Source organism: Streptomyces sp. NPDC088116 (assembly GCF_044741745.1).
GTDB lineage: Bacteria > Actinomycetota > Actinomycetes > Streptomycetales > Streptomycetaceae > Streptomyces.
This window is the reverse complement of record NZ_JBIUTF010000006.1, coordinates 591,434-609,956: the sequence shown is the minus strand read 5'-3', so window position 1 is coordinate 609,956 and position 18,523 is coordinate 591,434. Positions and strand designations below refer to the sequence as shown.

Genomic DNA, 18,523 nt, shown 5'->3' with positions numbered 1-18,523 from the left:
CTCACTCTCCTTCGGTGGCGGCCGGAAACTCCGGCTCGGTTGTGCGGGGTAGCAGGGCCGACGGGGTAACACCAAGGACGGCCGCGAGCGCGGTCAAGTCGTCCACGGTGATCTGCCGTTGGCCGGTCTCCATCCGGGTCACGCCGGACTGAGAGACGGGGTGCCCGAGAGCTTCGAGGCGCCCGGCCATGGTGGTGGTGGACATGCCGAGCTCCGTGCGGAGTTGGCGGATGGAGGCGGCAACGTGCCGCGTGGTGGGGCCGATTGGCCTGCGTGCGGTTGGCATAGAACTAAGGTACACGCTTATGCGGTACTGCATAAGAGCGTTTAAACGTTCGTGTTGTGTCGCTCGTTCTTCGTGATTTCCTTGCCTGGATGATCGTCGCAGATCAAGGGCACTGCCAAGCTGCCAAGCTCCCCATTTCCGGCCCCGTATCTATAGTCTTCGCAGGTAGGAAGCCTGAGAGCACCCCTCGGGCCGTGTCATTCTGGAATCACACGGAAAGACCGACCGAGGATCGGAAGGGATCGGAAATGGCGACCGCTGTAACGATGAATTCGGCGCCGACTCTGGCGGAGATCAAGACCTGACCCGCCACGATCAGTGTCACCCGCTGCGCCCTGGCGCTCGGGTGCAGCAAGAGCAACCTCTACGACCGGATGAAGCGGGGGCAGATGCCTGTGCGCACCGTCCGGCTCGGGCCCGGCCGCACGGTCGTGATCACGGCCTCCCTGGTCCGTCTGCTGGAGACCGGCGACCCGGACCCGATTCCCCCGGCCACGGCTGCGGTTGCCGCTCTCCAGGCCGCGTAATGGCCGTCCTGGGCTCGCGTTTCTACCTCACCGCCGACGGCGGCGGCCGGGTGGAGAGCGTGACTCACCCCGAGACCGGCGAACGCGTCTGGTCCTGCTCTTCCTGCGAGGCGCAGGGCAAGGGCGAGGAGAACGGCCGCGACCACGCGGCCACTTGCTCCACCACCGTCCGCACCACCCTCCAGCACCACTTCATCTGAGAGGCGAGATCATGACGAACTACACCACCGATGCAGACGGCCGGATCACGCTGTCGGCCGAGCAGCAGGGCCCGTTGGCCAACATCACGGACGAAGAGATGTACGACGTGATCGACACCGAGTGGCAGTTCGAGCTGTCCAACGCGGCCGACGCCCGCGAGGTGTCCATGGCGCCGGAGCGCGGCGACCGCATCGGCAAGCAGTACACGATCGTCGGCGGGAACGTCGTCGCCACGGCGACCACCGCTGAAGGCGAGGTGGCTTTCCTGTACTGCTACGGCTGCGGTGAGCGCCGGGAGTTCGGCTACGGCTGGGACGACCGGACCCGCGAGCACGCCAACAAGCACGCGGGCGGGTGCCGCGCCGCCTGACCCCGGAAACGCCGAAGCGGCGCCCTCACAGGGGACGCCGCTTCGACTGACGAAGTGCAGACCTGGCCCGGCCGGGAGCCCGGTATCTACGTGTTCAGGATACCGCCCCTCCCGCCTGGTCCCGGTCTCCCAGACGATCCCCCATCGGCCGAGCACGCGAGACGAAACCGACCTTGCGGAGGGGCCGAAATGATCAAGTCCAGCGCTCATGAGGGGCGCGACTGGAAGCCGTCCAAGACGGACGAGCAGTACAACGCGGAGATGGTCCGTGACTCCCTGGAGCCTTCGAAGCGGTGGCGCGGGAGACCGGTCAGCCGATCAGCGAACTGCGGACCGTGATCGCCATGCGTCCCACCAAGGAGGGATCGCCGTGAACGTGACCCGCAACGACGGAACGGCCGGAGAGCTGAGCCCCTCCGACCGCCGTACGCCCGAGGTCCGGGCGGACGCTCCGGCAGACCCCTGGGATGCCTTCTGGCTGCACCTGGCCGAGCTGTTCGAGGCTCGGGCAGGGGGCCAGTCGTGAAGTACGTGAAGGGCGCTGAGCGCCCCGAAAAGGCCCCGGAGGTGCCGGAGTCCACCGACCCCGGGAACGGAGCCCTGGCGGACCCTGACGGCCTGCTGGCGGCGGCCCTCGCTCTCACGGCCGAGGGCGTGAAGGTCTTCCCCTGTCACCGGGTCACCGAGGACGGGTGCACCTGCGGCAACTACGCCTGCAAGTCGCCCGGCAAGCATCCACGCAACGACCACGGCTCGAAGGACGCCACCACCGAGCCGGAGACGATCCGCATGTGGTGGATCAAGTGCGGCCAGCACGGGCGGCTGAACCTGGGGCAGACGCTCACCGGTCGCGCAGTGGTGGACGTGGACGTGGCCGAAGGGAAGCCGGGAGAGGCCACCTGGGGAGGCGTTGAGCGCTGCTCAGGACGTGCCCAAGACGCTGACGTACCGAACGGGTCGCGCGGGCCTCCAGATGGTCTTCCAGCTCCCAGACGGGGAGACCGGCGGCAAGGCCGACGGCTACTCGAACACCCTCGGGGCGGCCGTGGACTTCAAGACGGGGCCGGGCGCGTACGTCATGGTCCCGGGGTCCAAGACGGACGACGTTTACACGGTCGTCCACGGCGCCGAACCGGCGCCGCTGCCCGGTTGGGTGGCGGAGTTGGCACGCACGGCGGTGCCCGGTACGGGTGGCAGCGCGGTAGCTGGCCGGCTGGAGGGGTCCCACCTCTCTGACCTGCTCTCTCTTGCTGTCGACGACCCGGCGCGCGGGAACAACTGGCTGGCGGCGGTGGCCGGGCACTACGCCGCCGACACCTGGAAGTTCGCCCCGCCGCGCGGCTGGTCCTGGTACTCGGACATGGCACGCGCCGCCAACTCCGCGTCCGCCGACCCGATCGGCGAAGCCGACCTGCTGAAGACAATGCGGTCCATCTGGGACGCGGAGGCCCGGCAGCACGAGCAGGCGGAGGCGGAGGCCGTGGAGAACCAGGCCGCCGCGCTGCTGGACGAAATGCTCACGCTGGACGACCTCGCGGCCATTCCTCCGGCGCGGCCCGTGCTGAAGGGATACCTGTACCGGGGCACCGTGGCGCGGATGTACGGCGCGTCCGGCTCTATGAAGTCCTTCCTGGCGCTGGACGTTGCCATCCACGTGGCGAACGGATGGGACTGGTACGGGCACCGCGTGGAGGCCGGGCCGGTGGTCTACATCGTGGCCGTGGGTGCCGCCGGTGTCTGGAAGCGCGGCGCCGCCTGGCAGCAGCACCACGGCAAGAAGATCGGCCCGAACCTGAAGTTCCTGCCCCGCCCCGTCCAGGTCACCGGTCCCGAGTGGGACGCGCTGGTGGCGGCCTGCGAGCGGCTGCGCTCGGGGTCAAGGGCTACGTCCTCGGGGACGCCGAAAAGGCCGCCGGACCTGTTCAGACGATCTTGAAATGAACCCCTGTTCTGAACAGGTCTGAGGCTCCGACCTGTTCAACGGCTTGAACAGGTATCGCCTCAGGTCAGGCCACTACCTGTTCAACCTGTTCAGCCCTGTTCAGAACAGCCGGGACCCTACCTGTTCACCTGTTCACACTCCGTAGGAGTGAACAGGTGAACAGGTCCCCCGAACCCCCAAACTGCGACCCCACACCGGGGTCGCAAGAAGCACAGCAGAGGAGCGAGATCATGAGCGAGGCGAGCAACCCCATGCGCGCGGCTGGAGGGCGCGGACCCCATGCGCGCGTCCAGGCGGCCACCGGTGGCGGGAACGGCCCGGAGACGCCCGAGGACGGCCGCTGTACGGCCCGGACGCGGTCCGGCGGCCGGTGTCGTGGCATGGCCGTCACCGGGGCGACCGTGTGCCGGATGCACGGTGGTGCAGCACCGCAGGTGCGGGCCGCCGCACAGCGCCGGGAAGCCACGGCCGAGTTCCTGCGCACGTACGGGGATGTGGACGGCCCGCAGGAAGACCCGGCGGTCGTCGTCTCCCGGTTGATCCGGCAGGCGTCCGGCCATGTGGCGTGGCTGCTGGAGCGCGTGCAGGAGACCGAGGCCGAAGCCCTGGTATGGGGCATGAACTCCGAAGTGGAGCGGCAGGGCGGGGAGTTCCCGGGCGTGGACACCATGTACAGCGCGGCTGTGAACGGGTGGGTGCGGCTGTACGGGGAGGAACGGGACCGGCTGTTGAAGATGTGCGACCTCGCGGCCCGCATGGGTGTAAACGAACGGCTCGTGACGATAGCCGAGGTCCAGACGAAGATCATGTTCGAGGCTATGAACCGGGCCTTCGACGCCCTGGAGCTGACGCCCGAGCAGCAGCGACGCGTACCTGACCTGATGGCGGGCCTTCTGCGGGACATGGCCGTAGAGGGGCGGCCGGAGTTGCCCGCAGAGTGACCCATTCCGCCGGCCTGAGCCCCGTTCGCACTCCGGACGGGGCTCTGCCGCGAACAGGGCTCAGGCGGTCTTCCAACCCTCGCGACAACACCCCAGACCAGGAAGGCCCCCGCTTTCAATAGCCCGATGCACATCCGTTCTTATTTACAACTTCGTCCACGAGGATCGGAGGTGTCGGCATCACTTTGACTGTCCTCGGGGCAGGCCTATTGAGCACCTCGTGCATCTCATGATGCAGGTCTTCCCAAATCGCAGGGAAATCATCAGAGACCGGTCCCGCCTCCAGGAAGGCGGTGGGGACTGGCCTGCCCAGTACTTTGCAGGCCCTCGTCACGGACGCGTTCAAGATCTGATTGGACAGCTTGCCCATGCCTTTCGGCGCCACCGTGCAGAAGCAGAACTCTGCATACCAGGCCTCCTTGGTCGCCTTTTCGATCGCTTGCAAGCCCCGCTGGAGTTCGCTGGCTGAGGAACCGCGCTGCTCTGCCGCCTGAAACGCGGAGACAGCCGTGAGGGACATTTCGATGAACACGCGGAGTTTTTGGTAGGCCGTCAAAAAGTCAATGCGATCAGGATGTGCAGCGAGAGCGTAGGGGGAGAACGGGCTCAGGTTCGCCTTTTACTGGAGCACGGAAACGCGATTGATATGGCCTCGATCGAAGAGCGTATGGCAGGTCGGACAGAGGGCGATCAGGTTCGCAAACTCATGTCGCCTTACCTGGCTCCAGGGCCGGATGTGGGCAATCTCGATGACAGGGACACGGCAGACTGGTATGGCACAACGATGACCGGCTTCGACACGGACTCGCCGGTCCAACGCGCTAGGGATTGCGGGGCGATTGGCGGGCATGGTCATCATGCTAGAGAGAGCCACCGACAATCGATGCCCACTGCCCGCGCACCCTCCGGGCAGCATGGCGGCAGTCTGAACGCGCGGAAGCCGCAGCCCGGGAGCTGCGGCTTCCTGTTGTGTAAACGCGAGCCTGGCGTGCTGCCAAGCTGCCCAGCTACTGCGCTTGGTCCGCGTCGGTCTGAAGCGCCTTGCGTCCGGCCCTTACGAACTCCTTCATCGCTGCACGGGCTTCGGCCATGAAGTCGCCGCTGATCCGAACAGGGCGACCGTCATCGTCGACCAGCCCGGAAAGGTCCGCGCTGTAAGCGGTTGCATGCAGGTCCGAGAGTGCTTTGATCACCGTGTTTGCCGCGTCACTCACTGCTTGCGGCCCCTCCAGGTCCACTTCGGCAAGCAGATGCATCAGGGCCGGGAAGCGCTCGTCAAGCGCGAGGCAGAGAGGTCCGAGGTCAACCTCTGCCGTGTCCTCATCTACGAGATCCAGTACGGCCGTAACCGCTCCTCGGCAGGCAGTCAGGAAGTCGCTGTAGACCTTCCGCCTCGGCTCACGAAGCGCCAGTTTCGCGTTGCTCCTGATCTGGACCTTCGTCTGTCGGTAGGTGAGAAACGCGCCCAACGACGCTACGGCGCCGGTGATCCCGGCGCCAAGCACCGCTGCAAGTCCTGAGTCCATGCATGCATGATGTTCGATCGCCGCAACGCCCCGGGTCCGGGAGCGAGGCGTCAGGACAGTGGGAGATCCACGAGCATCACGGCGTACACCGGGGAGTCCGGGAACGGCTGGTCTTCCCCGACCCGCCGGTACCCCCAGGACTCGTACAGGGCTTCCACCTTCGGGTGCGTCACGTCTACCAGCAGCACCGCGAGATCTTCGTTCCTGGCATCCATCAGCGTTCTGTGAAGGCGCTCGGCAGCGCCCGTCTTCCGCCACTGCTCGCGCACCATCAGCTCCGAGAAGTGGAACGTACGGCCCTTCTCCGGCGTCGGGTCCAGGTGCTCCCGCCACCACTCGCGGCCCTCCGCGCCGGGGGCGCCGTACGCGAAGCCCACCACGTCGGCGCCCTCGTACGCGATCACGCACGAGAAGCCGGGGCTCCCGCCCCAGTGATCCACGAACCAGGGGAACTTCTGCCGGAACTCGTCGTCGGCCATGCGGTCGGCGTGCACGTCCGCGTGCACGCCGATCAACGTCTGCCGGATCTCCGACAGGTCGTCGTGGCCGTAGTGGCGCAGCTCCAGGGCAGGGGTCATCGAACCTGGCTCCATTCAGATCGGTAACGGTCTTCCCACTCTCGCGCAGTCGTGGAGTGCGGCGCCAGAGTAATCAAGTCGCGGAGAAAGTCCCCGAGGTAGGACCGCATCCGGCCCGGCAGGGCGTTCCCGTGCATCAGCACGAACACCTTCTCCGCCGTCGCGCACGCCTGGTCCACGTCGCGCTGGTGAAGCTGGGCTGTGGCGAGTTGGAGGGTGGCCAGGGCCCGGTTCCGGCGGAACTGCTGCGGGATGGCGGCCAGGGCGCGGTGGGAGGCCGCCTCTGCGCCCGCTGCATCCCCGATCTCGTCCCGCACGATGGCGGTGATGGCCAGCAGCTCCGCAGACCCGTAGAAGGCCACCCAGGACGGCCGGGGCTCGTCCGCGCCCGCCTTCGCCAGAGCGTCTTCCGCGTGCCCCAGCGACCGCAGGGCGCCCCGGCGGTCCCCGACGCTGGAATGCCCCACCGCCGTGCGCGCGTGCGCCAGGGAGGCGAACAGCGGGTCTCTGCGCGTGATGGCGGTCGCCTGCGCGGCCTGGCCCGCGTCCACGGCTTGCGAGAACTCCCCGCGATGCAGCGCGAGCATGGCGTGCGAGTTCCACACGCGCAGCTCCGCCACCGGGTCCTTCGCCATGCCCGCCAGGTACAGCGCGCGGTTCAGGTGGGTCAGCGCGCGGTCGCTCTGGCGGGCGTCCACGGCCGACCACGCGGCCGACGCGGTGTAGTTCGCGGCGACGCTGAAGAGGCGCTGCCGGATGCGCTGGGAGGCCGCGCGCTTCTGGAGGTCCAGGGCCTCGGTGGCGCCCGCGAGCGCGGCCCGCTCCAGGGCCTCGTGGCCGCCACGGGTGGCGTCCAGGGCCGTCAGGGCGTCCAGGCCGCTGCGCAGCCGGATCACGTCCGTGGTGCCCACTGCGTGCGGCCGGGCAGCGACCAGCGGCACAGCGGCGGCGGTCGCGCCGGTGGCGGCGGCGAGGAAGTTCCTGCGGTGCACAGGGTCCTCCTTCCTGGTTGTGCTTCGTCGGCCTGCTGGGGGTCGGAACCCGAGTTTCCCGGCACTACGGCCGAATACTGCCTCCAGGGCCTCGCGCTGCCGAGGGTGGGGCCAGCGGGTCTTTCCGGTCAGCCAGTGCCGCACCGTCCGGTCACTGACCGTGCCGTCCTTGCCGACCGACCGGAGGTAGTTGTTCACCGCCTCCGCTAACTCGGTCTGGGTCAGCCCTGCTTCCGTGAGCGCATCCGCCAGGTGCCTGTTCGCCTCCACGCTTTCAAGGTAGCGAGGTAGCAGGATCGGGGCGCCGGAGTGCGCGCGAAATTTCCGGTTGCCCCCGTTGCACGGCGGCCGGACTTTTCCTCACGAGGCGTCACAGCCCGTCGTTCACTGAGTGACAGGCCGCCACCGGACGGACAGCGGCGGCCGGTTGGCGTGGACCGCCCCCGCGTCCCCCGTCGGGGGCGGGCCGCACCACCCGCTCACCGACGAGGGGTCCTGATGACCGTGACCACCACTCCCAGACCGACCGGGCATCCCGGCTACAGCGAGACCCTGCCCCGTGAGCCCGAGAGTGCCGCGACCGCCCGCCGTTTGGTGCGCGCCGCCTGCACGGCGTGGGGGCTGGAGAGCGCGGCAGAGAACGGCGCGCTGATCGTCTCCGAGCTGGTGGCCAACGCGGTGCAGCACGCCCGGCGGGAGTCCATCCGCGTGGTGGTGGAGCGCACCACCGTGCGAAAGGTCAGGGTGGCGGTCGCGGACTTCTCGCGGACGCGGCCCGTGGAGCGTGAGGCGGGCGACGAGGACGAGGACGGTCGGGGCCTGGCGCTGGTGGCGGTGCTGGCGGCCGACTGGGGCACCGACGAACGGCGCTGGGGGAAGATCGTGTGGGCTGAGCTGGAGGAGCAGAAGTGATCGAGAAGCGGAGCCCGTGGGTGGGCGACCTGATCCACGACGAGGACGCCGACCGGCGCGGGATCGTCACCGACGTGCGCGGCGGCACGCTGTGGGTGCTGCGGCCGGAGCACGGTGTAGATCAGTGGACCTCGGAGAGCCCCGAGCGGCTGACCCTGCTGGAGACGCGGCAGAACTGAGACGCGACGAAGCCCCGGCTCGGTGGAGTTCACCGGCCGGGGCTTCGTCGTCTCACGCTCGTCTCACACAGATCTCACAGACTGGGTGTCTCCCCCCCCTGGAGATTACGGCCCTGACCTGGACGGTTCCGCGTCCCCTGGACTCCATGAGACCCCCTGGACAGTGTTTCGTTCACTGGGGGTCAAGGGGTCGCAGGTTCAAATCCTGTCGTCCCGACTTGTGTATTCGCAGGTCGTAGGCGGTATCGGAGAAATCCGGTACCGCCTTTGCGTATTTCCGGGGGACCAGCCGGGGACCACGGAGTCTGACGGCGCGCGTCTTGAGTTCTCTCCGAGTCGGCTCTGAGCCCACCCACGCCATGATCGGTCCATCGGTTTCAGCGTCTGTTTGCGCTGTGGCCATGACAGCCGTACGGCGACGGTACAAGGAGAATCATGGCTCTCACGAGCGAATGGAACGTGGGCTCCCATGCGGCCGAGGCTCGGCAGGCACGGCCGTTCTGGGACCGGCACCTTCCGGACGAGGTGGTCTTCCGGCCCGAGGAAGGAACGGTCAGGGTCTCCTCGTCGGAGACGCTGCTGACCGTGCCGCTCACTGCCTGGGGTTCCGCGGAGCGGGCGGACGCCGGTGACACGGAGATACCGGTACTGACCTTGTGGGTCCCGGATGTCCGGGACGCGCACGGCGAGGCGCTGGCGGCCGGGGTCCGTCTGCTCTCCCTGCCTCTGGTCTCCTCCGGACGGTTCCGCGCTGTCGGACCGTACGGAACGACCGTGGAGTTCGCACAGATGCGGCCCGAGACCCTGGTCTCGCGTCTGTTCACCAAGACCGACACGATCACCCCCTGGGCGATCCGGGCCGCCGTGACGCTGCGGTTGCCCGACCTGTTGGCGAAGCGGTCCCTGACCGTGGCAGAGGCGGCGGAGCGAACCGGGACCGAACCGGACGCGCTGCACCGGCTGCTGCGGTTGTTGGCCGCGCACGGCATCCTCGCCGAGGACGCCGAGGGCCGGTTCCGCGGCACCGCTCTCTCCGAGGCGCTGCGGGAAGACCACGCGTCGGGCCTGGTATCGGCCTTGGATCTCGACAGCGCCCAGGCGCGTATCGACCAGGTCTCGCGGGAGATTCTCCACTCGATCCGCACCGGGAAACCCGTCTACGAGCGTGTCTTCGGGCGCCCGCTGTGGGAGGACTTCGCCGCGGAGCCCAGGCTGTCGCAGTCTTTCCAGGAGTGGATGAGCGGCAAGACGACGCTGCTGGCCCCCTCCGTGCTCGCTGGGTACGACTGGAGCGAGGTACGGCATGTGATGGATGTGGGCGGCGGGCTGGGCAACCTGCTGGCCGCGCTTGTGGAAGGCGCTCCGCACTTGCGGGGCACCCTGCTGGAACTGCCCGAGACGGCGGCCGACGCGGTCGGCGAACTGTCGAAGAGCCTTGTGGCGGACCGGATTTCCGTGGTCGGCGGCAGCTTCTTCGACCCCCTCCCGAAGGACGCCGACACCGTTGTGCTGTACAACGTCCTGGTCAACTGGGACAACGCCGCGGCGATCCGTATTCTGCGCCGGTGCGCCGAGGCCGTCGGGCCGGACGGACGGGTGCTCATCCTGGAAGGGCTGCCCGCGGACACCGTCGGCGAGGACAGCGGCCGAGCCGGCGGCGTCCTCGACGACCAGCGGCTGCTGGCCCGGATCGACCTGCTCATGCTCATGCTCTTCGGCAGCAAGGAACGTTCTCTGCCCGAGTACGCCGAGTTGGCCGCGACGTCGGGGCTGGCCATCACCTCCGTATCGCCGACGTCGTCCGGTGTCTTCGTCGTGGAGTGCCGAGCGGTCGACAGCCCTTAGAAGTCCGCCCAACGACATTCACGAAGCCCGGTGTCCCTTGTCAGGCGCCGGGCTTCGGCCTGCAGTCCACCATTTCCCGGCAAACAAGAACATAAGGGTTTGAGAACTTGGAGGGAGAGCAATGATCATGCCTGGATCGTGGACCATACACGAAAGGCCCCTTCGGGGCAGGGACTTGGTCTGGAAGAAGACCCTGGCGGGTTGATGGACATCCGGCCGTATCGGTATGGCGGAGAGACTGGAGCATGTCGGTGGCCAATCAAGAAGAAGTGATGTCCACCCTTTTGGAGTTCACGCGAAGTTCACTTGGGAAGAGTGCCGGAGTCGCGGTGATCGATGGTCCGACCGGAGCGGGGAAAACGTTCCTGCTCGAACGGTTTGCACAGGAGGCGCGAGCCGCCGGGGCCGTGGTTCTGGAAGCCACCGGGGTACTCACGGAGCGGGGCGTACCGCTGGGGCTGATCGACCGGCTGTTCGGTGACGACGAGATCGTGCGGAACATGAACGCGGCGCGTCCGCCGGAGGCGGGGCACTCCTGTGATGCCGGGGTGGGACGACCGTGCGGGCCGTGCCAGTCCCTGGCATCCCACGTATGCTTATTGATCGAGGAATTACTCCGGCAGTTGGACGGAACCTCCCGCATGGTCCTCGTCGTGGACGACCTGCACTTCGCCGATCCGCTCTCCTTGTGGGTGCTCCGCTCTCTGCCGCACCGGCTCCAGCGGGTCCCCGTTTTCCTGGTCATCTCCGGCTGTTACGCCACATCGTGGCAGTTTCGGGACCTTCGGTTCGCCTTCATGAAGATCTCCTCCACCCTGATGCTCGACCTGTCGCCTTTCACGTCGGACGAGGCGGCGAAGCTGTTCCAGCGGGCGACCGGAAGCCGGCCCGCGGCGGCCTATGTGACCCGGGCCATGGAGCTGACCGGAGGCAATCCGCGTCTGCTGGCGGCTGTTGCCCACGACGCCAAGTCGCCGCCGGGTCCCGGATCCACGCCGGAGCAGGTGCCGTATCCGGGAAAGGGCTTCCGGGAGTCGGTACGGCTGATGCTCCGCAACAGCCATGTGGACACACTCGAACGGGTCGCGCGGGCCATGGCGGTCCTGGGCGGTGGCAGGACAGACGCCCTGCTCGGTGCCCTGAGCGGAGTGGACTCGACGCAGACCGCCAACGCGGTGGAACTGATCGAGGCCGGCGGGCTGACCACCGGAGGCGATTTCCGGCACCCGACCATCCGTGCCGCGATTCTGGAGGACCCGGCCTTCACCGAGCGTATCGCGTTCCACCGGTCGGCGGCGCTGCTGCTCCACCAACAAGGCGTCCTGGCACGTGAGGTGGCCGAGTACATCGCCGCCGCCGGGGTCGTGACGGAGGCGTGGGAGACGGCGGTGCTGCGGGAGGCGGCGCGGCACGCGCAGGGCGAGGGCGACTGGCACGAGGCGGTGGACCGTCTGGAGCTGGCCCGGACATCCCCGTGCGAGCCCGGTGAACATGTGGACATCCTGCTGGAGACCATCTGCGCCAAGTGGCTGGTGGACCCCCAAGCGGCCTTGAGCCATGTCCCCGAACTGATCTCCCACGCGGATCAGCGGCGGCTGACGGGCCGGGGAAACCTCCTGCTCTCCGCCCTGCTCGCCTGGGTCGGGCGGCAGTCGGAGGCCGACCGGATACTGGATCGCCTGAGTGACGTGGAACGCGCCGTACTGGACAAGGCCCGCAGCGTGCTGACCGACCCCGACGCGGCGCCCGAGCCGACGAAGACGCCGCACCAGTTCCCGGTCGGTCCCGGGCACGCCACATCCGCCGACCCGTGGCGGCGCGGCGAGAGAGCCTCGGTCGCCGAGGCTCTCAAGGGCGGTACGTCCGGGGCCTTCGTCCTGAGCGAGCAGATGATCCGCTCCTACTTCCTGGACGCCGACTGGACGACTTGGCCCATTGACGCCGCCTTCTTCACCTCCAGATTGCTCTACCACGTCTGCATCGAGCTACCGGCCATGCCGTGCGTCGACGGCTTGGCGAAGGACGGATCCGTCCTCATGAGCCCGTTCCGGCGCACGGTCCTGCACTGCCTCCAGGCGGTCAACGCGCTGGCCTGCGGCGATCCGGCAAGGGCGGAGCGGGAGGCGCGCAACGCGCTCGCCCAGCCCGCCGGCTGGGGAATCCATGTGGGTCTTCCGCTGAGCATCCTGATCCTTTCCCAGATCAACCAGGGAAAGTTCGAGGAAGTGAAGCTGTCACTGCGTATACCCGTGCCCGAAAGGACCTTCGAATCGGAGTTCGGCCGTCTCTACATGTATTCTCGCGGGTTTTACCGGCTGGCCATCGGAATGCATTATTCCGCGCTGGGGGACTTCCTCGCGTGCGGTGAGATCGAGAAGCGCCGGAGGATTCCTTCCGTGCCGGCCTGTCCCTGGCAGGCCAAAGCCGCGCACGCGTATCTGCTGCTGGACCGGAAGCAGGAGGCGGTACGCACCGCGGAGGAGGTCGTCGCCACGTCCGGCGACATCAGGGTGAAGGCGGCGGCCCTGCGCGTGCTCGCGCTCTCCCGCCCGGTCGCGGACCGGGCGGGTCTCCTGCGAGAAGCGGTACGGCTCCTGGAAGGTTCCCCGTCCAGGGTCGAACTCGCTTGCAGCCTCTGCGAGTTGGGGCGCACCGACTACGCCCTCGGTCATACGAGGGCGGGCCGGGTGCTCATGCGCCGGGGCTGGAGCATCGCCAGGTTCGCCGGCTTCGAGCCGTTTCTGAGAGCGGTATCGGCCAATGCGCTGTTCGACGACGAGGACACGGCGCCGGCGCTCGTGAGCATGGCCGCCCATGACGTTCCGGGCGAGGTGGCGGGCGATGCGCGGCAGGGCGTCGGTGCATCGGCCGAGGCCGCCGCCGGAAGCGCCGGCCTGCTCAGCTCGGCGGAACGGCGGGTGGCCTGGCTGGCCGGCATCGGGCACAGCAACCGGGAGGTGGCGGCCCAGCTCAACATCACGGTGAGCACGGTCGAACAGCACCTGACGAGGATCTACCGGAAGCTCGGTCTGAGGCGCAGGGAGGATCTGGTGACGGCGGTTCCGATCCCGCCGGACGGAATGCTCGGGTGACGTCCGCCGGCCGAAGAGCGCTCCGCCGCGGCCGGCCGCTCAGGGCCGGTGGTCCGGGTCGGCGCGCGCCGCTTCATGGGGGACGAGACAGCTCTCCAGGAAGGCGAGGGCCCGCAGATGGTACGCGCGGGCGGCCCAGCCCAGGCTGATGTTGTGGCCGGACCCCGGCTGCCGGTCGACGGTGATGTGCCGGGCGGCGGTGAACTGGGCGGCCAGGTCGGCCAGCGTGGCATCGTCGTGCCGCCAGTACCCCTCGTACTCGGCGAAGGTGAGCCGGAGGGGAGCCTCGATGCGGGGCGCGGTGGCCCGGAAGAGCACGGGCCACCGCGCCAGCCCCGCGCGCTCACGCTCGGGCATGGGTTCGACGATCCCTCGCCCCATGCCGAACGTCCCGGGTGGGTAGAGGCGCAGGGGGCCCCAGCTCTTCGGGGACCAGCCGCGCTGCAACTCCTTCGACAACTGGCCGGGATCGACCGTGTAGGCGTGTCCGCAGCCCGAGATGTCCAGGCCGATCAGCCGCTGCGGCGGGTGCTCGGCGGCGGTGACGAGCGCGACCTTGCCGCCGTAGGAGTGTGCCAGGAGGAAGAATCCGGCGCCGGTCGCGAACCGGGCGGCGAAGTCGTCCAGGGCCGCTCGCACCAGCCCGGCCTGTTCCCTCACACCCAGACCGGCGGGCAGTCGGGCGGCGGAGGCACGGTAACCGGGCCGGTCCACGGCGAGCACCGTGAGCCCGAGGCCGGCCCCCAGCGACAGCAGCGACAGTCGCGGATGTGCGGGTCCCGCGAAGTAGCCGGCGTTCATGCCTCCGCCGTGCAGAGCGACGACAACGGCACGGGGTGGCGTGTCGACGGGTTCGCTCAGCAGAGCGGACAGGGTGACGCCGGCGGCGTCGAGCGTGATCCGCCGTACGCCGACGGCCGGCTCATGGGCTGGTGAGGCCATGGGGGACTCTCCTCTATGGCATGCGGTGGGTCATGGAGTTCGCCGGACGATCCCGGAAATGACCTTGCGGGTCTCCTCGGAGGGGGACGGCTCGGACAGGACCGAGACGGACCTGAGGATGGCTTCCTGGAGTTCGCGAAGTTGCGGAGACGGTTCGATGCCCACCTGATCCAGCATGTCGGAGTAGAACTTCCGGTAGCCGTGGAGGGATTCGGCGATCTGCCCCGACCGGTACAGGGCCAGCATCCGCTGGTACTGGATCTTCTCGTTGAGCGGATGCAGCCTGGCCAGAGAGTTCAGGTCGGGAAGAATCTGGAGGTCGCAGCCCTGACCGAGGCAGGCGTCCATGCGCAGGATGTGCGCGGACATCCGTACCTCTTCCAGTTTCACGGCGAAGCTGTCCAGCAGGGAGCCGCGGTGGACGTCGACAAGGGCGGAGCCGCGCCACAGGCCGAGCGCGCCGGTGAGCAGTTCCACCGCGTCCGGGTAGTGGCCGGACAGTATCTTCTGATGGCCCTTCTCCACGGACTCGCCGAACACTTCGAAGTCTTTCCTGGCGGGCTCCGGCGTCTGGAACATGTAGCCCCCCGGACGAGTGACTATCGAACCCTTGAGTTCATTGATGCCGGCCTCTCCTTCGCCCGCCTCCTTGAGGATCTTCCGGATTTGCAGAATATAGGTCTGAAGGGTGGTCGAAAGGCTTTTCGGTGGCCTGCTGCCCCAGATTTCGTCGACGAAATCAGAGATGGTTACGACAGAGTTCGACCGTATGGCCAGCAGGGCGAGTATCTGCCGGAGCTTTGGTGCGGATGGGACGACGGAGGTTCCATGTATGAAGACTTCGAGCGCACCGAGGATTTTTACTTCCACCATTACCTCCACCATTTCAAGCGGCGATTTTCGCTTCGTCGCCTCTGCCAATGAGCGTCACATTTGCAGAAGTGACGCTAGAGGGGTTCTTGTGGGCAGCCAACCCCTATTCCGATTAGGGTCGTTTATTCGTCATATATCGCACCTCGTGACAGTCGGGGGCGACAGGGGTGGGGTAGGGGGAAACCCGTTCAAATATCGTAGCAAAAGGGTGCAATCGACTGCTTTTTCGATGTGACTCCCTTGGCTCGCTCCCTTGGCTGTGTATTTCCCGGGTGGCTCGGCAAATTTACAAAGGTTTAGCGCCAGGATGGCCGAATCCGGGTGTCCGGTTCGGTCGGCTGTGTGCGCCCCGCAACATGCGCGATGTTACGGGGCGCCCAGTCAGGATTTCCTTTCCGCGTATTCCTTGGCGTACCCGAGGGTGGCCAGGCTGTTGGTGCTCAAGGCGTTCCGGACGAATGTCCGGGCGTCCGCCACTTCCGCTGTCCCGCCGAGTACCTGAGGGATGGCGCCGGGGTTCAGCACCACCGTGTGCCGGGAGGTCGCGACCAGCCCGTCGGCCTGCTCGACCAGGATCCACTCGCCCGTGTGCACGGTCATCAGCGCGGGGACCCGAGTCTGTTTGTAGACGATCCGTGTGCGCGGGAAGCACACGCGGATCGACTCCGTGGTGTGCTTCGAGCCATCCTTGGTCAGTGTGTCCATGGTGAGCACTTGAAGCCCGGGGTCGTCCTCGCGCAGCTCCACCCGGTCGACGTGCGGCAACCGGTCCCGCCACCGGTCCGCCGCGTTGAGGAAATCGTAGACGTCCTCGGCCGAACCGTCGATGCGGACGGCGTCGTCGAAGGTCAGGAACAACTCACCGGTGCCGCCGGCGAGTTCCGCGCTGTCGCGCAGAGCGGCCAGCTCGGAGCGGCTGTTGCGGTCGACCGCCTCCTCGATCCAGGCCAGCGCCTCGGGGGAGTCCCCGACCGCGCGGTAGTCGTGCAGCAGCCGGACCCGGCAGGTGTCCGCGGTCAGTGGTTCGATCACCCAGGCACCCCCCATCGAGGCGACGGGAGGCGCGGACACCTCCTGACGGAAGGTGATGCGCAGGGCGTCGGGGGCCAGTTCTCTGCGGGAGGTCCAGGTCTTCGCCTCGCCCCCGGCGGTGGCCCAGATCTGTATCCGCTCCGAGGACCCCTCGGTGTCCAGCCGTTCCACGTGGATGGTGGGCGGGAAGACGTGCGGCCAATTCGTCACGTCCTCGATCAGCCGGTACACCGTGTGCGCCGGGGCCTTGACCACGATCTCGTGCTCGACCTCGCGCGGTGCCGATTCGCTCATCCGGTCGTCTCCATTCCTGTACGGCGTGTCTGCCTGCGCGGCTTCAGAAGTTGCCCAGTCCGCCACAGACGTTGATGGCCTGGGCCGTGATCGAGGCGGCGGTGTCGGAGGTCAGATAGGTCACCAGGCCGGCCACCTCCTCGGGCGTCGAGTAACGGCCCAGCGGGATCTTGGCCTGGAACTTCGCCAGGACCGTGTCCTCCGAGGTGTTCCACGCCTCGGCATATCCCTGGCGGACCCGTCCCGCCATCGGCGTCTCGACATACCCCGGGCAGACCGCGTTGACGGTGATGCCGGTGGGGGCCAGTTCGTTGCCGAGCGCCTTGGTGAAGCCCACGACACCGTGCTTGGAGGCGGAGTAGGGGGCGCCGAGGACGACGCCCTGCTTCCCCGCGGTGGAAGCGATGTTGACGACCCGTCCCCGCTCCCGCTCCCGCATGCCGCCGACGGTGAGCGCCTCGCGGGTCATGCGGAACACACTGTTCAGGTTGGTGTCCATCACATCGGCCCACAGTTCGTCGGAGATCCCCGCGGTCGCTCCGCCGCCGCTTCGTCCGGCGTTGTTCACCAGCGTGTCCACCGCGCCGAACCGCTCGACGGCGGCGGCCATGAAGGCCCGTACGTCCGCGCCGGACCGCACGTCGCACGGGGCGCCGTCGATCTCCAGGCCCTCCTCGCGCAGGGTCTTGACCGTGGTGGCCACGGATTCCTCGGTGCGGGCGCAGAGGTAGACGCGGTAGCCCTCGCGCGCCAGACTCCTGGTCACGGCGAGCCCGATACCGCTCGTCGCCCCGGTGACGACAGCCATCCGCTTGTCCTGCTCAGCCATGGTGTGCTCCCCGCTCACTCACGCCGGATCGGCGACGGACAGATGGTTGTTGACGACCTCGACCAGTGCTCGGGGCGTGCGGGCCTCGCCGAGGACCTCCTCGCCCAGGGCTACTCCGAACTCCCGCTCGATCCGCGTGCAGGTCTCCAGGATCGCCAGCGAGTCGTACCCCAGATCCTGGAAGTCGAGGTCGACGGTCGCCGCCTCCACCCCCGGCCCCTCCGGCTCTCCCGCCCCGTCGAGGAGAATCTGCTTCAGGTCGTCGATACTGAATACATTCCTGTTCATTTCTTTCCCTCCTGGTCCGTCTCTTGGTTTTCCGCGGCCGTTATGCGCGCGCGGAAGTCATGGCGCCGTCCACGACGAACTCCGCGCCGGTGACATTGGGCACCCGGTCGGAAGCGAGCAGCAGCGCGAGTGCCACGACCTCCTCCTGCTCTGTGACCCGCCCGGTGGGAATTCCGGCCAGCTTCGGCATGACCTTGATGACCTCGTCCAGCGGAATGCCCAGGTCCTTCGCCAGCCGGTCCCCGGCGCCGCCCGGCGACGTCCACAGACTGGTGTTGACGACACCGGGCGCGATGGTGTTGACCCGCAGTCCGTGGCCGGCGTACTGCCTCGCCACGGCGGCGGTGAAGTTGAGCGCCGCGGCCTTCGCCGCGCTGTACGGCATGTGCGCGGGGTCCGGGACGCGGGCGGCGACCGAGCTGATGTGAATGATGCAGCCCTGTCGCTCCAGCAGACTGGGGAGCGCCGCCCGCGTCATGCGCATCGTGCTCAGGAAGCTGACCTTGAGCGAGTCGTACCAGAACTTGTCGTCGATCTCAGGGAAGAGCCGGTCCGGGATGGAACCGTCGCCACCGAGGTTGTTGACCAGCACATCGATGCCGCCGAGCTGCTCCAGGGCGTAGTCGGCCAGCTGCTTCGGACCCTCCGGGGTCGACAGGTCCACCTCCAGTGCGAGGACACCGCTGTTCTTCGGTTCGGCGGGGGGTGTGCGGGCCCCGAAGACCACCCGCACACCCTCGGCCGCCAGTCCGCGGGTGATGGCCAGGCCGATGCCTCGGCTGCCGCCGGTCACGACAGCGGTCTTTCTCGTCAGGTGCAGATCCATGGCTGCGATGACTCCTCGGGCGTGTGTCGGCGCTCCCGTCGTCCGGCG

23 protein-coding genes and 1 pseudogene are annotated in these 18,523 nt (G+C 67.8%); 12 read left to right on the top strand and 12 right to left on the bottom strand.

The window, feature by feature from the left end:
• Position 1: 1 nt before the first annotated feature.
• Positions 2-286: a helix-turn-helix domain-containing protein gene (locus ACIOJD_RS26150; RefSeq protein ID WP_401917972.1), complete on the bottom strand. Its 285-nt coding sequence runs from the start codon at positions 284-286 to the stop codon at positions 2-4.
• 389 nt (positions 287-675) lie between these two features.
• On the opposite strand from ACIOJD_RS26150, the gene ACIOJD_RS26145 reads away from it, so the two are divergent.
• The 8 genes and pseudogenes from ACIOJD_RS26145 (at position 676) to ACIOJD_RS26110 (ending at position 4,267) form a co-directional block, all read left to right on the top strand.
• The gene (locus ACIOJD_RS26145) at positions 676-813 is read left to right on the top strand and encodes a hypothetical protein (protein ID WP_401917971.1); all 138 of its coding nucleotides are present in this window, start codon (positions 676-678) and stop codon (positions 811-813) included.
• Entirely contained in the window at positions 813-1,013 is a 201-nt protein-coding gene (locus tag ACIOJD_RS26140) for a hypothetical protein (protein ID WP_401879417.1), read from the top strand. The genes ACIOJD_RS26145 and ACIOJD_RS26140 overlap by 1 nt, the downstream gene beginning before the upstream one ends.
• Before the next feature lie 11 nt (positions 1,014-1,024).
• Positions 1,025-1,384, top strand: a complete 360-nt coding sequence (locus ACIOJD_RS26135; RefSeq protein WP_401917969.1) for a hypothetical protein — start codon at positions 1,025-1,027, stop codon at positions 1,382-1,384.
• Positions 1,385-1,573: 189 nt separating this feature from the next.
• Positions 1,574-1,723, top strand: a complete 150-nt coding sequence (locus ACIOJD_RS26130; protein WP_401917967.1) for a hypothetical protein — start codon at positions 1,574-1,576, stop codon at positions 1,721-1,723.
• 31 nt (positions 1,724-1,754) lie between these two features.
• Positions 1,755-1,910, top strand: a complete 156-nt coding sequence (locus ACIOJD_RS26125; protein WP_401917965.1) for a hypothetical protein — start codon at positions 1,755-1,757, stop codon at positions 1,908-1,910.
• A pseudogene (locus ACIOJD_RS26120) lies at positions 1,907-2,278 on the top strand (bifunctional DNA primase/polymerase); the annotation flags it as partial. The gene ACIOJD_RS26125 and the pseudogene ACIOJD_RS26120, both read left to right, overlap by 4 nt.
• A gap of 16 nt (positions 2,279-2,294) precedes the next feature.
• Positions 2,295-3,320: an AAA family ATPase gene (locus tag ACIOJD_RS26115; protein WP_401917963.1), complete on the top strand. Its 1,026-nt coding sequence runs from the start codon at positions 2,295-2,297 to the stop codon at positions 3,318-3,320.
• 236 nt (positions 3,321-3,556) lie between these two features.
• Entirely contained in the window at positions 3,557-4,267 is a 711-nt protein-coding gene (locus ACIOJD_RS26110) for an HGGxSTG domain-containing protein (RefSeq protein ID WP_401917962.1), read from the top strand.
• Positions 4,268-4,382: 115 nt separating this feature from the next.
• On the opposite strand, the gene ACIOJD_RS26105 is transcribed toward ACIOJD_RS26110, so the two are convergent.
• From ACIOJD_RS26105 to ACIOJD_RS26085, 5 genes are all read right to left on the bottom strand, one after another.
• Positions 4,383-4,799, bottom strand: coding sequence for a hypothetical protein (locus ACIOJD_RS26105; protein ID WP_401917960.1), 417 nt, complete (start codon positions 4,797-4,799; stop codon positions 4,383-4,385).
• 87 nt (positions 4,800-4,886) lie between these two features.
• Complete coding sequence (locus ACIOJD_RS26100; protein WP_401917958.1) at positions 4,887-5,117, bottom strand: HNH endonuclease; 231 nt, start codon at positions 5,115-5,117, stop codon at positions 4,887-4,889.
• A gap of 157 nt (positions 5,118-5,274) precedes the next feature.
• A complete protein-coding gene (locus tag ACIOJD_RS26095; protein ID WP_401879430.1) occupies positions 5,275-5,793 on the bottom strand; it encodes a hypothetical protein in 519 nt (172 codons plus the stop codon).
• A gap of 50 nt (positions 5,794-5,843) precedes the next feature.
• A complete protein-coding gene (locus ACIOJD_RS26090) occupies positions 5,844-6,371 on the bottom strand; it encodes a GNAT family N-acetyltransferase (protein ID WP_401917956.1) in 528 nt (175 codons plus the stop codon).
• Positions 6,368-7,633, bottom strand: coding sequence for an XRE family transcriptional regulator (locus ACIOJD_RS26085; protein ID WP_401917954.1), 1,266 nt, complete (start codon positions 7,631-7,633; stop codon positions 6,368-6,370). The genes ACIOJD_RS26090 and ACIOJD_RS26085 overlap by 4 nt, the downstream gene beginning before the upstream one ends.
• 228 nt (positions 7,634-7,861) lie before the next feature.
• Between ACIOJD_RS26085 and ACIOJD_RS26080 the strand changes: the two genes are divergently transcribed.
• From ACIOJD_RS26080 to ACIOJD_RS26065, 4 genes are all read left to right on the top strand, one after another.
• Entirely contained in the window at positions 7,862-8,275 is a 414-nt protein-coding gene (locus tag ACIOJD_RS26080; protein ID WP_399339614.1) for an ATP-binding protein, read from the top strand.
• A complete protein-coding gene (locus ACIOJD_RS26075) occupies positions 8,272-8,454 on the top strand; it encodes a hypothetical protein (RefSeq protein ID WP_401917952.1) in 183 nt (60 codons plus the stop codon). The genes ACIOJD_RS26080 and ACIOJD_RS26075 overlap by 4 nt, the downstream gene beginning before the upstream one ends.
• A gap of 435 nt (positions 8,455-8,889) precedes the next feature.
• Positions 8,890-10,299 (top strand): methyltransferase, encoded by a 1,410-nt coding sequence (locus ACIOJD_RS26070; RefSeq protein WP_401917950.1) that lies wholly within the window; start codon positions 8,890-8,892, stop codon positions 10,297-10,299.
• 245 nt (positions 10,300-10,544) lie between these two features.
• Entirely contained in the window at positions 10,545-13,391 is a 2,847-nt protein-coding gene (locus ACIOJD_RS26065) for an AAA family ATPase (RefSeq protein ID WP_401917948.1), read from the top strand.
• Between the two features lie 39 nt (positions 13,392-13,430).
• Here ACIOJD_RS26065 and ACIOJD_RS26060 read toward each other — a convergent pair whose 3' ends face one another.
• The 6 genes from ACIOJD_RS26060 to ACIOJD_RS26035 all read right to left on the bottom strand — a co-directional run bounded on the left by ACIOJD_RS26060 (position 13,431) and on the right by ACIOJD_RS26035 (position 18,475).
• Positions 13,431-14,333, bottom strand: a complete 903-nt coding sequence (locus tag ACIOJD_RS26060; RefSeq protein ID WP_401917946.1) for an alpha/beta hydrolase — start codon at positions 14,331-14,333, stop codon at positions 13,431-13,433.
• 30 nt (positions 14,334-14,363) lie between these two features.
• Entirely contained in the window at positions 14,364-15,254 is an 891-nt protein-coding gene (locus ACIOJD_RS26055; RefSeq protein ID WP_401917945.1) for a BTAD domain-containing putative transcriptional regulator, read from the bottom strand.
• Positions 15,255-15,587: 333 nt separating this feature from the next.
• Complete coding sequence (locus tag ACIOJD_RS26050) at positions 15,588-16,532, bottom strand: aromatase/cyclase (RefSeq protein WP_401917943.1); 945 nt, start codon at positions 16,530-16,532, stop codon at positions 15,588-15,590.
• A 43-nt stretch (positions 16,533-16,575) separates the two neighbouring features.
• Positions 16,576-17,361: a 3-oxoacyl-ACP reductase FabG gene (gene fabG, locus ACIOJD_RS26045; protein ID WP_401917941.1), complete on the bottom strand. Its 786-nt coding sequence runs from the start codon at positions 17,359-17,361 to the stop codon at positions 16,576-16,578.
• 18 nt (positions 17,362-17,379) lie between these two features.
• Positions 17,380-17,649, bottom strand: coding sequence for an acyl carrier protein (locus ACIOJD_RS26040; RefSeq protein ID WP_401917939.1), 270 nt, complete (start codon positions 17,647-17,649; stop codon positions 17,380-17,382).
• 40 nt (positions 17,650-17,689) lie between these two features.
• A complete protein-coding gene (locus tag ACIOJD_RS26035; RefSeq protein ID WP_401917937.1) occupies positions 17,690-18,475 on the bottom strand; it encodes an SDR family NAD(P)-dependent oxidoreductase in 786 nt (261 codons plus the stop codon).
• Between the last annotated feature and the right edge of the window lie 48 nt (positions 18,476-18,523).

Coding starts and splice junctions, on each gene's coding strand:
- ACIOJD_RS26150 (WP_401917972.1), bottom strand. CDS start 286: ATGCCAACCGCACGCAGGCCAATCGGCCCCACCACGCGGCACGTTGCC.
- ACIOJD_RS26145 (WP_401917971.1), top strand. CDS start 676: ATGCCTGTGCGCACCGTCCGGCTCGGGCCCGGCCGCACGGTCGTGATC.
- ACIOJD_RS26140 (WP_401879417.1), top strand. CDS start 813: ATGGCCGTCCTGGGCTCGCGTTTCTACCTCACCGCCGACGGCGGCGGC.
- ACIOJD_RS26135 (WP_401917969.1), top strand. CDS start 1,025: ATGACGAACTACACCACCGATGCAGACGGCCGGATCACGCTGTCGGCC.
- ACIOJD_RS26130 (WP_401917967.1), top strand. CDS start 1,574: ATGATCAAGTCCAGCGCTCATGAGGGGCGCGACTGGAAGCCGTCCAAG.
- ACIOJD_RS26110 (WP_401917962.1), top strand. CDS start 3,557: ATGAGCGAGGCGAGCAACCCCATGCGCGCGGCTGGAGGGCGCGGACCC.
- ACIOJD_RS26100 (WP_401917958.1), bottom strand. CDS start 5,117: ATGCCCGCCAATCGCCCCGCAATCCCTAGCGCGTTGGACCGGCGAGTC.
- ACIOJD_RS26095 (WP_401879430.1), bottom strand. CDS start 5,793: ATGGACTCAGGACTTGCAGCGGTGCTTGGCGCCGGGATCACCGGCGCC.
- ACIOJD_RS26090 (WP_401917956.1), bottom strand. CDS start 6,371: ATGACCCCTGCCCTGGAGCTGCGCCACTACGGCCACGACGACCTGTCG.
- ACIOJD_RS26080 (WP_399339614.1), top strand. CDS start 7,862: ATGACCGTGACCACCACTCCCAGACCGACCGGGCATCCCGGCTACAGC.
- ACIOJD_RS26070 (WP_401917950.1), top strand. CDS start 8,890: ATGGCTCTCACGAGCGAATGGAACGTGGGCTCCCATGCGGCCGAGGCT.
- ACIOJD_RS26065 (WP_401917948.1), top strand. CDS start 10,545: ATGTCGGTGGCCAATCAAGAAGAAGTGATGTCCACCCTTTTGGAGTTC.
- ACIOJD_RS26060 (WP_401917946.1), bottom strand. CDS start 14,333: ATGGCCTCACCAGCCCATGAGCCGGCCGTCGGCGTACGGCGGATCACG.
- ACIOJD_RS26050 (WP_401917943.1), bottom strand. CDS start 16,532: ATGAGCGAATCGGCACCGCGCGAGGTCGAGCACGAGATCGTGGTCAAG.
- fabG (WP_401917941.1), bottom strand. CDS start 17,361: ATGGCTGAGCAGGACAAGCGGATGGCTGTCGTCACCGGGGCGACGAGC.
- ACIOJD_RS26040 (WP_401917939.1), bottom strand. CDS start 17,649: ATGAACAGGAATGTATTCAGTATCGACGACCTGAAGCAGATTCTCCTC.
- ACIOJD_RS26035 (WP_401917937.1), bottom strand. CDS start 18,475: ATGGATCTGCACCTGACGAGAAAGACCGCTGTCGTGACCGGCGGCAGC.